General features: G+C 67.3%; 14 protein-coding genes. 9 read left to right on the top strand and 5 right to left on the bottom strand.

Annotated elements, in window-relative coordinates; genetic code table 11:
* The first annotated feature begins 172 nt into the window (after positions 1–172).
* The 6 genes from AC3A4T_RS19900 to AC3A4T_RS19875 all read left to right on the top strand — a co-directional run bounded on the left by AC3A4T_RS19900 (position 173) and on the right by AC3A4T_RS19875 (position 7,070).
* Positions 173–1,225 (top strand): LacI family DNA-binding transcriptional regulator, encoded by a 1,053-nt coding sequence (locus tag AC3A4T_RS19900; RefSeq protein ID WP_036105828.1) that lies wholly within the window; start codon positions 173–175, stop codon positions 1,223–1,225.
* Complete coding sequence (locus AC3A4T_RS19895) at positions 1,222–2,520, top strand: sugar MFS transporter (protein WP_487676969.1); 1,299 nt, start codon at positions 1,222–1,224, stop codon at positions 2,518–2,520. Before AC3A4T_RS19900 ends, AC3A4T_RS19895 begins: the two co-directional genes overlap by 4 nt.
* A complete protein-coding gene (locus AC3A4T_RS19890) occupies positions 2,520–3,557 on the top strand; it encodes a carbohydrate kinase family protein (protein WP_487676968.1) in 1,038 nt (345 codons plus the stop codon). Before AC3A4T_RS19895 ends, AC3A4T_RS19890 begins: the two co-directional genes overlap by 1 nt.
* 13 nt (positions 3,558–3,570) lie before the next feature.
* Positions 3,571–4,791 (top strand): AGE family epimerase/isomerase, encoded by a 1,221-nt coding sequence (locus AC3A4T_RS19885; RefSeq protein WP_487676967.1) that lies wholly within the window; start codon positions 3,571–3,573, stop codon positions 4,789–4,791.
* 421 nt (positions 4,792–5,212) lie between these two features.
* Positions 5,213–6,568, top strand: coding sequence for a serine hydrolase domain-containing protein (locus tag AC3A4T_RS19880; protein ID WP_487676966.1), 1,356 nt, complete (start codon positions 5,213–5,215; stop codon positions 6,566–6,568).
* A 136-nt stretch (positions 6,569–6,704) separates the two neighbouring features.
* On the top strand, positions 6,705–7,070 hold the full coding sequence (locus AC3A4T_RS19875; protein ID WP_487676965.1) for a SnoaL-like domain-containing protein: 366 nt from the start codon (positions 6,705–6,707) through the stop codon (positions 7,068–7,070).
* 105 nt (positions 7,071–7,175) lie between these two features.
* Here AC3A4T_RS19875 and AC3A4T_RS19870 read toward each other — a convergent pair whose 3' ends face one another.
* The 4 genes from AC3A4T_RS19870 to dtd form a co-directional block, all read right to left on the bottom strand.
* A complete protein-coding gene (locus tag AC3A4T_RS19870; protein ID WP_487676964.1) occupies positions 7,176–7,676 on the bottom strand; it encodes a hypothetical protein in 501 nt (166 codons plus the stop codon).
* Positions 7,677–7,729: 53 nt separating this feature from the next.
* The gene (locus tag AC3A4T_RS19865; RefSeq protein ID WP_487676963.1) at positions 7,730–8,233 is read right to left on the bottom strand and encodes a hypothetical protein; all 504 of its coding nucleotides are present in this window, start codon (positions 8,231–8,233) and stop codon (positions 7,730–7,732) included.
* 158 nt (positions 8,234–8,391) lie between these two features.
* Complete coding sequence (gene rpoD / locus AC3A4T_RS19860) at positions 8,392–10,257, bottom strand: RNA polymerase sigma factor RpoD (RefSeq protein WP_487676962.1); 1,866 nt, start codon at positions 10,255–10,257, stop codon at positions 8,392–8,394.
* A gap of 126 nt (positions 10,258–10,383) precedes the next feature.
* Positions 10,384–10,824 carry a D-aminoacyl-tRNA deacylase gene (gene dtd / locus AC3A4T_RS19855; RefSeq protein WP_036105813.1) on the bottom strand — a complete coding sequence of 147 codons (441 nt, stop codon included), beginning with the start codon at positions 10,822–10,824 and terminating at the stop codon, positions 10,384–10,386.
* A gap of 132 nt (positions 10,825–10,956) precedes the next feature.
* On the opposite strand from dtd, the gene AC3A4T_RS19850 reads away from it, so the two are divergent.
* The 3 genes from AC3A4T_RS19850 to AC3A4T_RS19840 all read left to right on the top strand — a co-directional run bounded on the left by AC3A4T_RS19850 (position 10,957) and on the right by AC3A4T_RS19840 (position 14,180).
* Complete coding sequence (locus tag AC3A4T_RS19850; protein WP_487676961.1) at positions 10,957–11,877, top strand: lauroyl acyltransferase; 921 nt, start codon at positions 10,957–10,959, stop codon at positions 11,875–11,877.
* 177 nt (positions 11,878–12,054) lie between these two features.
* Positions 12,055–12,624 (top strand): PH domain-containing protein, encoded by a 570-nt coding sequence (locus AC3A4T_RS19845; RefSeq protein ID WP_487676960.1) that lies wholly within the window; start codon positions 12,055–12,057, stop codon positions 12,622–12,624.
* Between the two features lie 116 nt (positions 12,625–12,740).
* Positions 12,741–14,180 (top strand): PH domain-containing protein, encoded by a 1,440-nt coding sequence (locus AC3A4T_RS19840; protein WP_487677101.1) that lies wholly within the window; start codon positions 12,741–12,743, stop codon positions 14,178–14,180.
* A 91-nt stretch (positions 14,181–14,271) separates the two neighbouring features.
* On the opposite strand, the gene AC3A4T_RS19835 is transcribed toward AC3A4T_RS19840, so the two are convergent.
* Complete coding sequence (locus AC3A4T_RS19835) at positions 14,272–15,300, bottom strand: UDP-N-acetylglucosamine 2-epimerase (protein WP_487676959.1); 1,029 nt, start codon at positions 15,298–15,300, stop codon at positions 14,272–14,274.
* Position 15,301: the final 1 nt, after the last annotated feature.

Below are 15,301 nucleotides of genomic sequence, written 5' to 3'. Positions count from 1 at the left end.
GATCGTTCTAAATACGGGCAAGCTAACACGGGGCCAGGACGCGTTCATGCTGCATTGCAGAATGCAGGGACGGGCCTCAAGCCGCAGGATGACGGCATTTAGAACGATCCAAAAGCCTCCAGCGCGAGCCCGCCATGATCCGCCACCGCCCTATCCCAGTGAGGTGCCACCGATGAACGACGCGCCCGCCCCCCGAGGCCGGGTCACCCTGGCCGACATCGCCCGTGCCTGCGGCCTGTCGCGCGCGACCGTGTCGCTGGTGCTGCGCGGCAGTCCGCTGGTCCATAGCGAAACCCGGGCCCGGGTCGAGGCCGAGCTCAAGCGCCAAGGCTACGTCTATCACCGCGGCGCGGCCAACCTGCGGCGCAAGGTGTCGACCGGCGTGGCGCTGGTGATCAACGACCTGTCCAACCCGTTCTTCGCCGAATTCGCCGCCGGCGTGGACGAATGGCTGGCCACGGCCGGCTTCGTCACCCTGCTCGGCAGCACCAACGAGTCGGTCGAGCGCCAGCAGGCGGTGCTGACTTCGCTGATGGAGCACGACCCGGCCGGGATCATCCTGTCGCCGGCCGAAGGCAGCGACGGCGCGCGCGTGCGCGCCCAGGTCGGCGGACGCACGCCGGTGCTGGTGTTCAACCGCGAGCTCGACGCCACCGACTGGGATTTCCTCGCTCTCGACAACACCCACGGCGCGCGTCTGGCGACCCGTCATCTGCTCGAACGCGGCCATCGCCGCATCGCGTTCTTCGGCGGCCATCGCGATTCGTCCTCGTGCCGGCAACGCCGCCAGGGTTATCGCGAAGCGCTGGCCGAAGCCGGCATCGAGCCCGAACCGCAGTGGCTGGTCGAATGCGCACCCACCCGTCTTGAAGCCGCGCAACAGACCGGCGCGCTGTTCGTGCGCGATCCCGCGCCGACCGCGGCGGTCTGCTACAACGACGCGGTCGCGCTGGGCCTGATGGCAGGACTGGTCGCGCGCGGGCGCCGTCCCGGCGGCGATTTCGCGGTGATCGGCTTCGACGATATTCCCGAAGCCTCGGTCGCCTCGCCCACGCTCACCACGATCGCGGTCGACCCGCGCGCGCGCGGCCGTCAGGCCGCCGAACTGATCCTCAAGCGCCTGCGCGAACCCGAGCTGCCGCGCGCCCATACCGTCGCACCAGTCCGGCTGCAGGCACGCAGCAGCAGCGAGGTGCTTGTTCCGCCGTCCGGAGAGTCCGCATGAGTCGTCGCGACATGTCCTACACCGCCGCGCTGGCGGTGGTGACCATCATCTTCTTCACCTGGGGCGGGCTGACCAGCCTCAACGACGTGCTGATCCCGCATCTGAAGAACGTGTTTCAGATGAACTACACCGAGTCGATGCTGATCCAGTCGACGTTCTTCGGCGCCTACTTCCTGATGTCGCTGCCGGCGAGCAAGGTGGTGGCGATGTACGGCTACAAGAACAGCATCGTGATCGGCCTGATCGTCGCGGCGATCGGCGCGGCGATGTTCTTCCCGGCCGCGCGCCTGCCGTCGTATCCGTTGTTTCTGAGCGCGCTGTTCGTGCTCGCCAGCGGCATCACCCTGCTGCAGGTGTCGGCCAATCCCTACATCAGCCTGCTCGGCGATCCGGCCGGCGCGCCCAGCCGCCTGAATCTCGCGCAGGCCTTGAATTCGCTCGGCACCACGGTATTTCCGTACGTGATCGGCCCGCTGATCCTGGCCGGCGCGGCGCTCAGCGTCGACGAACTCGCCGCCAAGCCGGTCGCCGAGCAGATCGCGTACCGCGCGCACGAAGCGGCGTCGGTGCAGATTCCGTACATGATCATCGCCGCCGGCCTGCTGCTGCTCGCGGTGTTCGTCTACACCATGCGCATCCCCTCGCTCGCCGAAGCCACCGAGAGCGCCGATCCGGTGCATCACAGCTTCGCCGAGGTGCTGGGGCAGAAGCATCTGTTCTATGGCGTGATCGCGATCTTCCTGTACGTCGGCGCGGAAGTATCGATCGGCAGCTTCCTGATCAACTACATCTCCGCGCCCGAGATCGGCAACATGGATCACGCCACCGCGAGCGAGCATCTGCCGTATTACTGGGGCGGCGCGATGGTCGGCCGCTTCATCGGCGCGGCGCTGCTGCAACGCTTCGATGCACGCCGGCTGTTGGCGTTGTTCGCGGTGGTCGCGATGGCATTGCTCGCGTTGACCATGCTGACCCAGGGCACGGTGTCGATGTGGGCGGTGCTGGCGATCGGCCTGTTCAACTCGATCATGTTCCCGACCATCTTCACCATCGCGATCGAACGGCTGGGGCCGCTGACCAGCAAGGCCTCGAGCCTGTTGATCATGGGCATCGTCGGCGGCGCGCTGATCCCGTTGCTGCAGGGCGTGCTGTCGGATCGCTTCGGCATCCAGCATTCGTTCGTGCTACCGCTGGCGTGTTACGCCTTCATCGTCTGGTACGGCCTGAGCGGTTCGCGCATTCGCGCCGGCCAGGGCCAGCACGCCAATGCCCAGGCTTCCGGAGTGATGCATTGATGTCTGTTGCACCCGTGGTATCCGATTCCGCCGTAGCCAATCCATCCTCGCCGCGCGGCGCCGCCATCGTGTGTTTCGGCGAGGCGTTGATCGATTTTCTCGCCCGTCCGTCGTCAGTCGTCGGCGAGCCGCGCCACTTCGTCGAATACGCCGGCGGCGCGCCGGCCAATGTCGCGGTCGCGGCGGCGCGCCTCGGCGGCAATGCGCGCTTCGTCGGCATGCTCGGCGAGGACATGTTCGGCGACTTCCTGGCCGAGCAGTTCGAGCACTACGGTGTCGACACCCAGCACGTGGTGCGCACCGCTCAAGCCAAGACCGCGCTCGCGTTCGTCTCGCTCGACGGCCACGGCGAACGCAGCTTCAGTTTCTATCGACCGCCGGCCGCGGACCTGTTGTTCCGCGATTCGGATTTCAGCGTCGACAGCTTCGTCGATGCGGGCGTGTTCCATGTCTGCTCCAACAGCCTGACCGAGGAAGCGATCGCCGCGGCGACCTTGGCCGGCATGCGCCGCGCGCGCATGGCCGGCGCCTTGGTGAGCATGGACATGAACCTGCGTCCGTCGTTGTGGCCGAGCGATGTCGATCCCGCGCCGCGATTGCTCGCCGCGTTGCTGGAAGCCGACCTGATCAAGCTGTGCCAGAGCGAGCTGGATTTCCTCGCCCGCCATCTCGGCGGCGAACGCGCCGCGTTGCAGCGCCTGTGGGTCGGTTATGCGACCTGCGTGCTGATAACCGACGGCGCCACCCCGATTCGCTGGCATACCCGCACGCGTTCGGGCGAAGTGGCGACGTTCAAGGTCGCGCCGGCCGACACCACCGGCGCCGGCGACGCCTTCGTCGGCGGCCTGCTGCACCGTCTGGCCGCGCTGAATGTCGACGCGGCGAATTTCACGTCGTTCCTCGAACGCAAGAGCGATTTCGTCGACGCCCTGCGCTATGCCGCGGCGGTCGGCGCGCTCGCCACTACCCGCCATGGCGCGTTCGCGGCGATGCCGAGCGCCGCCGAAGTCCAGCGTTTGATGCAAGAGCAAGTCTGATGCAGGAGCAAGCATGAATCTTCCCGCGACCCCACTGCCCGATTTCCGCCAAGTCGATGTGTTGCGCGCGCACGTCGCCGACACGATGGCGTTCTACGATCCGGTTGCGCTCGATCCGGACGGCGGGTTCTTCCATTACTTCCGCGACGACGGCACGGTGTACGAGGCGTCGCATCGGCACTTGGTCAGCAGCACCCGCTTCGTCTTCAACTACGCGATGGCGGCGATCGAGTTCGAGCGCCAGGACTACCGCGAACGCGCACGCCACGGCCTGCGCTACCTGCGCGAGGCGCATCGCAACCCGATCAGCGGCGGCTATGCCTGGACGATCCGCGACGGCGTCGCCGAAGACCGCATGAATCACTGCTACGGCGTGGCGTTCGTGCTGCTCGCCTACTCGACCGCGCTCAAAGCCGGCATCGATGAAGCGGCGGCGTGGATGGACGAAACCTGGGACCTGCTGGAAACGCGCTTCTGGGAAACCGATCACGGTTTGTATCGCGACGAAGCCGACGCCGACTGGAATTTCACCGATTACCGCGGCCAGAACGCCAACATGCACATGTGCGAGGCGATGCTGGCCGCGTATGAGGCGAGCGGCAAGACGCGTTATCTCGAGCGCGCGCTGATCCTCGCGCAGAACATGACCCAGCGCCAGGCCGCACAGGCCGACGGATTGGTGTGGGAACACTACGATCGCGATTGGAGTATCGACTGGGACTATCACCGCGACGATCCCAAGCACTTGTTCCGCCCTTGGGGTTTCCAGCCCGGCCATCAGACCGAGTGGGCGAAGCTGCTGCTGATCCTGGACCGTCATCTGTCCGCGCGCGGCGATGCGCCGCAGTGGCTGGTGCCGACCGCGCGGCATCTGTTCGACGTCGCGGTCGCGCGCTCCTGGGACGACGCGCGCGGCGGCTTGTACTACGGGTTCGCACCCGACGGCACGGTCTGCGACGACGACAAGTATTTCTGGGTGCAGGCCGAATCGCTGGCGACCGCGGCACTGCTCGGCGCGCGCACTGGCGACGACTTGTACTGGCAGTGGTACGACAAGTTGTGGGCGTACGCGTGGCAGCACATGGTGGATCACCGCTACGGCGCGTGGTATCGGATCGTGGACGCCGACAACCGCAAGTACGACGACGAAAAGAGCCCGGCCGGCAAGACCGACTATCACACCATGGGCGCGTGCTACGAGGTCATGCCGTTGTTGCGCTCGCGCGAGGCTTGATCCGCGCACACGTCGTATCGCGACCGGGTCGGCGCATACCGGTAACGCTTGAGCGCACGGCGCCGCGGGCGGTCGCGGGCGTCGGCTAACCTGTCGGCCTTCGCCAGGATCGGATGACCGCATGCGCTCGACCCGCTTCCACATCGCGCATCCGCGCGCGCCTCGTTCGCCGCGGACGTTCGCGCCGCGGCGCTTGTCGTTGCTCGCACTGGCCTTGCTCGTATCGGCCTCGCTCGCAACGGCGGGAATCACGCCGCTTGCCGCGGCGACCGCGGCCGACACGACAAGCGCATCCGCATCCGCATCCGCATCCGCATCCAAGCCGGCGCCAACGCCTGCCGCAATCGCATGGGAACACCGGCTGCGTCCAACCGTGATCAAGGCCGGCGACGCGCAGCCTGCGTGGTCACTGAGCGAACGCATGGCCCACTATCGCGTCCCCGGCGTCGCGGTGGCGATCTTGCGCGACGGCAAGATCGTGTCCAGCCGCGGCTACGGCGTGCGCGACAGCGTCAGCCGCGAACCGATCGATGCGCAGACCCTGTTTTCCACTGGTTCGGTCAGCAAGGTGGTCACCGCCACGACGACGTTGCGATTGAGCGCCGCGGGCAAGCTCGACCTGGACCGCGACGTCAACGATTACCTCAAGCAATGGCGGGTGCCGGCCGATCCGAAGTGGCCCGACGCGCAGGTCACGCTGCGCATGCTGATGTCGCACACCGGCGGCTTCAACGTGCATGGCTTTCCCGACCTGCAGCCCGGCGAACCGTTGCCGAGCCTGTTGCAGACCTTGAACGGCCAACCTCCGTCGAAGACCGAAGCGGTGCGATTGATTCATGCGCCCGGCGCGCAACAGGATTATTCCGGCGGCGGCGTGACCATCGAACAAGCGGTGATCGAAGCGGTCGACGCGCAGGGCCTGGACGCGGTCGCGCGGCGCGAAGTGTTCGAGCCGTTGCACATGCGCCGCAGCGGCTTCATCGCCGAACTGCCGGCGACCACGGCGAACGTGGCCAAAGCCCACGACGAGAAAGGCCAACCGACGGCGTTGCCGCGCGGCTGGGAGTCGTTCCCGGAACTGGGCGCGTCCGGCCTGTGGACCAACGCCGACGATCTGGCCGCTTTTGTCGCCGCGTTGCTCGGCAGCTATCGCGGCTCAAACGATTTCCTGCCGCGCGCGTTGGCGACGGCGATGATGACCGAAGTCGCGCCGGGCAACTTTGGCTTGGGTCCGCGTCTCAACGGCGTCGGTCGCGGCCGCGTGTTCCATCATGGCGGCGCCAACGATCACTACTACGCCTGGATCGAAGGCCATCTCGACAGCGGCGACGGCCTGGTCGTGTTGACCAATGGCGCCGAAGGCGACCGCTTGATCACCGAGATCCGCAACGCGGTGACCGACGCCGCGCATTGGCCGCTCAACGAACCGGTGCATAGCGTGAGGCTGGAAGCGGGCGCGGTCGCGAGCGCCGATTATCGTGGCAACTACCGGCTCGACCCGCGCCAACCCATGGACCGGCGCGGCGTGCTCGCCGATATGTTCGACGTCGAATCGCTCAAGATCGGCGGCGACGATGGCGGCGCGATCACGCTGCAGGCGACCGGTTCCAAGCGCGTGCATCCGCTGCTGCCGCTGACGCCGAACCGCTACGTCGCGCCGGAGATCAGCGTGCCGGCGACGACCTTGCAAGTCGAATTTCACCGCGGCGGCGACGGCCGCGTGCACGCGCTGACCGTGCTGTGCGGTGAGTCGCGCGCGCATTACCTGCGCGAATGAGCGCCGGCTCGCGTGGGCGACCGCCGGTCTGAATGAATGCGCGGGTGATGCCTGTCACCGCGCAGCGCTGACGTTAGTGCGCAGCGCCGTCATGGCGCGCCGCCTATGCTGGGCGCTCCATCAACGCAGCGTCGCCATGGACATCCAGCAAATCGCCGATCGCTATGTCGAGCTGTGCCGCGCCGGCAAGCACGAGCAGATCCAGGACGAGTTGTACGCCGACGATGCGGTCAGCCTCGAAGCGCCCGGCAACGAGGCCGGTCCGCTCGGCAACGTGCAAGGTCTCGACGCGATTCGCGCGAAGGGCCGCAAGTTTCAGCAAGACGTGATCGAAGTTCACGGCAGTGGCTGCAGCGATCCGTTGATCGGCGGCAACTGGTTCAGCGTCGCGATGAGCATCGACGCAACCTATAAGAGCATGGGTCGCGTGGCGATGGCCGAGGTCGCGGTGTATCGGGTGCGCGACGGCAAGATCGTGCACGAACAGTTCTTCTACGGCTGACGGCTGAGTGCGTGGCGCCGCGGCATGCGCATGCCGCGAGGTCTCCGCCTCGATCGCCGGACGCGTCGCGCGCCTGCCCTGAGCCGCTTCGGCAGGCTCGCGGTCTCAATAGCCCAGCAGCGTCGCCATAACGCCCACCAGCACCATGGCCAGCGGCGCGATGAACAACACCAGCGCCGGCAGCAACGCCACCGCGATCACCAGCGCGAGCACGTTCGACGCCATCGGCCCGCCGGTCCGGATGCGTTGCGCGATCGCCGGGCCTTGCAGCATCGCCGCCAGGCCCGTCATCGCCAGCGGCTGCGTCATCAGCGCGAGCAACAGCAACGGTATCGGTTCGATCCCGAACCGTCGCGAGCCGACGTACAAGCCGCTCAGCACCACGATCGTCAGCACCGGCCCGAGCAGCAAGACCACCGCCCACGCGGTGCCGCGTTGCTTCTGCGCGGCGTAGTTCAACGCGATCAGGACCGTGCCGGCGAACACGCTGCCCAGCGCGCTGGCGAGCGCGATCGCGGTCAGGCCGAACAGGCCGCGCTCGTCGTCGTCGGCATCGGGCGGCTGGATGTCCGCTTCGGGTGGTCGGTACGGGTCAATGTCGTTCAATCGGTCGCTCCGTTTCCCGACGTGTTCGTCCGCGCTCGTCGCAATCGGTCCGCTCATGCCGCCTCGGCCAGGCCGACCACGGTGAACATCAGCATCAGGATCAACGGAAACGCGATGGCCAGCAGCACGAACGCGATCGCGACCAACAGCGCCAGCCACCACGGCCGCGCCGCCAACCCGGCTTCGGCGCGCGCGCGGATCGCCCTTCCGTGCGCCCAGTCGGCGAGCAGGTACATGATCGCCGGCACGATCACCACGACGGCCAGCGCCACGGTGATTCGATCGTTGCTGTTGGCGTTGACCGCGAAGCGGAATCCCTCGAGCGCGGCGAGCGCGAGCATCGGCAGCCCCAGCAACCGCAACAGCCAGGCCGTGGCGTGCCGCCCCTGCGCCGCGTAGTTCATCGATATCAGCCAGACCCCGGCGAGCGCGCTGCCGACGATGCTGGCGACGGCGATGCTCGTCAAGCCGAACAAGGGCCGGCCGGAGTCGGGCGCGCCGCCGGTCGCGCGCGGTGGCGGCGGCAACGGCGGCGGTGAACTGGGTGACGCGTCCATGGTCCGGCCTGCTCGGCATTGTCCTGCGCCGATCATGCACCGGCGCGGTCGCGATGTCGCCACGGGCGCCGTCGCGAGCGGCCCGAAACGAAACAGGCCCCGTTTCCGGGGCCTGTTTCTACACAACTTGTTTCTTACACGTTTTTTTGCTGACGCGATCAATCGATATCGAGGAAGCTGCGCAGCTGTTCCGACCGGCTCGGATGACGCAGCTTGCGCAACGCCTTCGCTTCGATCTGACGGATGCGCTCGCGGGTCACGTCGAACTGCTTGCCGACTTCTTCCAGGGTGTGATCGGTGTTCATGTCGATGCCGAAACGCATGCGCAACACCTTGGCCTCGCGCGGGGTCAGGCCGGCGAGCACGTCGCGGACCGTTTCCGACAGGTTGATGTTGGTGGTGGCTTCGACCGGGGACTCCACGTTGGTGTCCTCGATGAAGTCGCCCAGGTGCGAGTCTTCGTCGTCGCCGATCGGAGTCTCCATCGAGATGGGCTCCTTGGCGATCTTCATGACCTTGCGGATCTTGTCCTCGGGCATGTCCATTTCTTTCGCAAGCTCTTCCGGCGTGGCCTCGCGGCCGTACTGCTGGAGCATCTGGCGCGAGATGCGGTTGAGCTTGTTGATCGTCTCGATCATGTGCACCGGAATACGAATGGTGCGGGCCTGATCGGCGATCGAACGGGTGATGGCCTGACGGATCCACCAGGTGGCGTAGGTCGAGAACTTGAAGCCGCGGCGGAATTCGAACTTGTCGACCGCCTTCATCAGACCGATGTTGCCTTCCTGGATCAGATCGAGGAACTGCAGACCGCGGTTGGTGTACTTCTTGGCGATCGAGATCACCAGACGCAGGTTGGCCTCGACCATTTCCTTCTTGGCCTTGCGCGCCTTGGCTTCGCCGTAGGCCATCGCGCGGCTGATTTCCTTGATGTCGTTCAAGGTCAGCAGCGAGGCCTGTTCGATCTCGATCGTCGTCTGTTGTTCGACGATGATCTGATCCTTGACGTCGCGCAGGCCCGACGACCACTTCTGCTTGCGCTTGAGCAGTTCGTCGACCCATTCCAGATTGGTCTGGTTGCCTTCCCACGCGCGGATGAAATCCTTGCGCGGCATCTTGGCGACGCGGGTGGCCAGATCCAGGATCTTGCGCTCGCGGTCCTTGATCGAACCGACCACGTCGCGCAGGTTGCGCATCAGGCTGTCGGTCAGGGCGAGCGGCAGCTTGAGGGTGACGAACACGGCGGCGATGTCTTCGCGCAGCTTGGTCACGGTCTTGTGGCCGGCGCCGTTCTTGGCCTGGGCCTTGACGAACTTGCCGTACAGGTCGGCGATGACCTCCATGCGCGCGGCGACTTCGACCGGGTCGGGACCGGAGGTGGTTTCCTCGGCGTCGGCATCGTCGCCGGCGGCCTCGACTTCTTCGTCGTCGTCCGCGTCGGCGTCGGCCTCGGCCACCACCACCGGCGGCGCCGGCGGTTCGGGTTCTTCGTCGAGGTGATCGTTGAAGCCCACCACGATCTCGGCCAGGCGCTTCTTGCCGGCCTTGTGGGTTTCGTAGTCTTCCAGGATCAACTGGATGGTGGACGGGAACAGAGCGAGCGAAGCCTGGACCTGGTTGAGGCCTTCTTCGATGCGCTTGGCGATGGCGATTTCGCCTTCGCGGGTCAGCAGTTCCACCGTGCCCATTTCGCGCATGTACATGCGCACCGGGTCGGTGGTACGGCCGCCTTCGCCGTCGAGCGCAGTCAGCGCCGCCGCGGCTTCTTCAGCGGCGGTGTCGTCGACTTCGCGGTTACCGGTATTGCCGTCGGCGAGCAACAGCGTTTCGGCATCGGGCGCAACTTCATGCACCTCGATGCCCATGCCGTTGATCATGCCGATGATGTCTTCGATCTGTTCCGCGTCGACGAGATCGTCGGGCAGGTGATCGTTGACCTCGGCATAGGTCAGATAGCCCTGCTCCAAGCCCTTGCTGATCAGGAGCTTGATATCGGACGGAGGGGGCTGACGTTCGTTGGCCATGGGCTGCGCCACCGCGCTATTGAGGGTAGGGAACGCTCCAGTATAGCAGGTCCGGGCCGGTCGGCCGGGTCATGCATGCGGGAGGCTTGGGTCGAGCGGGTCGATCAGGGCGGTCGGATGGACCGGTCAGGCGCGGAGCAAGAAGGTCACCGGACCGTCGTTGACCAGGCTGACCACCATATGGGCACCGAAGCGGCCGGTTTCCACCCCCCCGGCATGACGTTGCCGGCAGGTTTCGACCAAACGGTTGAATAGCGGTTCAGCCAGGGCCGGGGCGGCCGCGGTACTGAAGCCTGGACGCATGCCGCTGCTGGTGTCGGCCGCCAGGGTGAACTGGCTGACCAGCAACAATCCGCCGCCGCTGTCGGCCAGGCCGCGATTCATGCGGCCGGCGTCGTCGGCGAAGACCCGGTACCCGAGCAGGCGTTCGGCCATGCGAGCGATCTGGGGTTCGCCGTCGCCGGGTTCAACCCCGACCAGGGCCAACAGCCCCGGGCCGATCGCGCCGACGGTTTCGCCGTCGACGACCACGCTGGCCTGGGTCACGCGCTGGATCAGGCTCAGCATGCCGCACACCTGTTCGAAAAGTCGGGAACGCCAGTGTAAAGCCTGGATCGCGCCGGCATCGGCGGCGTTCGTCCACCGAACCGGCATACCCGGCACGATCGGCGCCGAACTGCCTGCCGCTACACTCGCGCCATGAGCTCATTCGTCGCCCGCGTGCTGTATGTCCTGGCCGGTCTGCTGGGCCGCCTGCCGTGGTCGTGGCAACGGCGGCTGGGCGATGCGATCGCGGCCTTGTGGCTGCGTCGCGACGCCCGCGAGAGCCGGGTGGTCCGGGTCAACCTGGAACTGGCCTACCCGGGCCTGCCGCCGGCCGAACGCGCGCAGTGGCAGCGCGCGATCATGCGCACCACCGCGCGCCAGGCGGTCGAGACGGTGCGGTTGTGGACCCGGCCGCATGCGGAAAATCTGCGCCTGTTGCGTGAGCAGCACGGCACCGAGCTGTTCGACGCGGCCGTGGCCTCGGGCAAGGGCCTGATCGTGGCCGCGCCGCATTACGGCAACTGGGAACTGTTGAACCAGTGGCTGGCTTCGCGCACGCCGCTGGCGATTTTGTACCGGCCGCCGGAATCGGCGATCGGCGAGGCCTTCCTGAATCTGGTGCGCGCCGACACCGACGCCGAACGCGTGACCCAGATACGCGCCGAAGGTGCCGCCGTGCGCCAGTTGTGGAAACGGCTCAACGCCGGCGGCGTGGTCGGCATCCTGCCCGACCAGCAGCCCAAGGCCGGCGACGGCGAGTTCGCGCCGTTCTTCGGCGTGCCGGCGCTGACCATGACCCTGCTCGGCCGGCTGGCCGAACGCACCGGCGCGACCGTGCTGTTCGCGTATTGCGAACGCATCGGCACCGATGCCGACCCGCTCGGCTTCGCCTTGCGCATCGAGGCCGCGCCCGACGGCATCGCCGACCCCGATCCGCAACGCGCCTGCGTGGCGCTCAACGCCGCGGTCGAACGCATCGCGCGGCGCGATCCGGCCCAGTACCAGTGGACCTACAAGCGCTACACCCTGCGCCCGTCCGGCGACGGCAACGACAATCCGTATCGGTTGCGTTGAATCCCGGGCTTGGTTGAATCCCGGCCCTGTTGAATCCTCGCCCGCGCTGATCCCATCGGCGACGATGCGCGCCTTTTGCACGCACGATCAAACATCGCCGCGCGCGCGCGTGTCGATGCCGTTCCACGCCCCGCGCCGGCGACTACACTGCAAGCTGACTCACCCGATGGCCGCAGGATGACGCAGACCGATCACGACGACGCAGCGCCCGCTCCCGCATCGGCCGCCCCGACCGAGCCCGCGCGCGATCCGCCTGCGCCGACGACGTACGCCGGCGGCGAATGGCAGCGACTGCCGGCGCGCGCGATCCCGCTGTGCACGATCGACATCAGCCTGTCGCTGGCGTTCGTATTCGGCATCGCCGGCACCATCGTCGGCGTGCTCACCCTGGGCCGCTATGCCGGCCTGGCCAGCGGCCTGGCCGGGGCGCTGTTCGGCGCCGGCATCGGCATGTGGATCGGCTTCCGCCGGTATCGCAACACCCTGTGGCGATTGGACGACTACGGCTTCGCCGTGCGCCGCGGCGTGGCCTGGCAACGCGAGACGCTGGTGCCGCTGACCCGGGTCCAGCATCTGGACCTCAAGCACGGGCCGCTGCAACGCATGCGCCGCCTGTCGACCCTGGTCGTGCACACCGCCGGCACCCGCCACAGCGCGGTCTCGATCGATCACCTCGACGCCGACGACGCCCAGCGCCTGCGCGAGCGCCTGGGCCGCCAGCTCGATCACGAAGACGACGACGCCTGATGAGCGCGTCCGAGATCGAGCACGCCGCGCCGGCCGAACCCGCCGCGCCCGCAAGCGTCAACGCAACCAACGCCAACCCGGCCGCAGCCGTCGACGCCGACCGCCGCCTGCATCCGATGTCGTGGCTGTTCGTGCTGATCCAGCAGCTGCGCCAGTTCATCGTGCCGCTGCTGGCGCTGCTGTTCTTCGGTCGCGGCGACCGCAACGAGCTGTGGTCGCTGATCGGCGTCGGCGTGCTGGTGCTGGTGTCGCTGTGGCGCTATTTCACTTATCGCTACGGCATCGGCGGCGACAGCGTGGTGGTGCGCAGCGGCCTGTTGAACCGCAGCCTGCGGGTGATCCCGTTCGTGCGCATCCAGAACGTGGCCCTGCATCAGAACGTCCTGCATCGTTTGTTCGGCGTGGCCGAAGTGCGGCTGGAATCGGCCGGCAGCAAGGAGGCCGAAGCGCATATGCGCGTGCTCAAGCTCGACGACGCGCTGGCGCTGGAATCGCTGGTGCGCCGCCGCGGCGCGAGCGCGGCCGAAGCGATCGAGGAGCGCGCCGATGTCCTGTTGCGGCTCAGCACCGCCGACGTGCTGCGGCTCGGGCTGGTCTCCAACGGCGGGCTGGTGCTGGTCGGCGCGGGCCTGGCCGCGCTGTCGCAGATGGTGCCCGACGTCAACGGCCGCATTCCCGAACGCGCGCTGCGCCAGGGCCTGCGCTGGGTCTCGGGCCATGTCGACGTGCATCACTTCGACACGGCCGGTTATGCCTTGCTGGCGATCGGCGTGATCGGCGCGACCGCGGTCGCGCTGAAGACCTTGTCGATCGCGCTGGCGCTGCTGCGTTATCACGGTTTCGAACTGAGCGAACAAGGCCGGCGGCTGACCGCCGAACGCGGCCTGCTCGGGCGTTGGCGCACCACCGTGCCGCGCCGGCGGATACAGGCATGGACCTTGGAAGAAGGCCTGATGCATCGTCTGCTCGGCCGTCGCCGGCTGGCGGTGGACACGGTCGGCGCGGACGAGGGCGACGAGGGCCGCGCGCTCAAGGACCTGGCGCCGATCGCGACGCCGGCGGCCTGCGATGCGCTGGTCGAACACCTGCTGCCGCGCGCGCATTGGGATCGGCTGCAGTGGCAGGCGCTGCCCGGCGCGACCTGGTGGCGGCTGTTCCTGCCGGACGTGCCGTGGACCGTGCTGGCGACGGTCGCGTTGTACTGGCACCTGGGCGCGTGGGGCCTGCTCGCCCTACTGTGGCTGCCGTGGACTGCGTTCAAGGCGCGCCGGCGCGCGCAGCGGATCGGTTATGCCTACAGCGAGGATCTGATCGCGGTGCGCGAAGGCTGGTGGCATCGTTACTGGCGTTTCGCCGAACTCGACAAGCTGCAGGCGCTGCAGATCAAGCGCTCGCCGATCGACCGGCGCTGCGGCACCGCGACCTTGTGGCTGGACACCGCCGGCGCCGGCACCCTGGCGCCGCCGCTGCGGATTCGTTTTCTGCCGGAAGCCGACGCCCGGCGCCTCTACGAGACGCTGGCCGCGACGCTGTCGAAACGGCCGTTGCGCTGGTAACGCGCGGCCGGCACCAGTCCACGATGCCGCCCATCGCGGCGAGCGTGGATGCAGCAAACCCCCGCGCGAATTGCGCGGGCCGCCTACCCGATCAGCGCGCCGAACCCCAGTAACCGATGCGGCGGCGGAGCTTCAGCTTGCGCCACCAGTTGCGCGGCTTGCGCTTGCGGTTGACGCCGCCACGGGCGATGAACGCGTCGATCGCTTCGAGCACGCGTTCGCTGGAACGTCCGTCGTGATACGGATGAATCGCCTGACCGTATTCACGGATCGCCTGCATCAACTCCGCCGGCCGTGACAAGGCGCGCTCGATCGCCGGCTCGAACTGGTCGACTTCCTGGATGTCGATCAGCTGCGGGCCGGGACGGCGGTTGCGGAAGGTCACCACCGGTTTGCCGGTGAGCAGGAATTCGTTGAGCGCCGAGGAGGTGTCCGAACACATCATGTCGACCTGGGCGAACAGTTCGAAGATGTTGTCGTTCTCGGCGAAGGTCAGGTGTTCGTTCTGCAGCGCCTTGTAGCGCGCCACGGTGTCGGGATTCATTTTCGGATGGAAGGTCACGATCCAGCGTTTGCTGCCGTCGCGCGACATCCGCTTGACCTCTTCGTACAGCGTCTCGGCGGCGCTCCACGACGGCGAGAAGGTCGAGTGGTACAGGATCGTCGGCGGCTGGCGCAGCGGTTCGGGCTGGCCGGACAACTGATCGGCGAACGGGTCGAGCTTGGGCCAGCCGGTTTCGACAACGCTGAAGTGGCCGACGCGGTCGGCGATCTCGCCGAACTTGGCGGTGTCGCGCGGCCCGGTGGTGCAGTACAGGTCGAAGAAACCGCGGATGTAGATATGCCGCGGCTTGCCGGCATCGAAGCCGTGGAAGGTTTCGACCTTCACACCGGGAAAGAAATGCGGCACGGCGTTGCTGGAGGTGATGACCGCTTCGGGCCGCCAGCGCCGCACTTCGGCAACGCTGAGCAGGCGCTCGCCTTCGACCAGGTCTTCCGCGCCGGGGCCGTCGAAGAACCACGCGGCCTCGTCGCCGCGCGCGCGGATCGCGCGCTGCAGCGGCCGCAGGATCGCCAGCGCGTAACGCTCGGAACCGTAGAGCAGATAGTGTTTTGGCATG

Source organism: Lysobacter sp. Soil_N_51 (assembly GCF_057655755.1).
The sequence above is the reverse complement of the archived record's forward strand: the minus strand, read 5'-3'. Positions and strand labels throughout refer to the sequence as shown.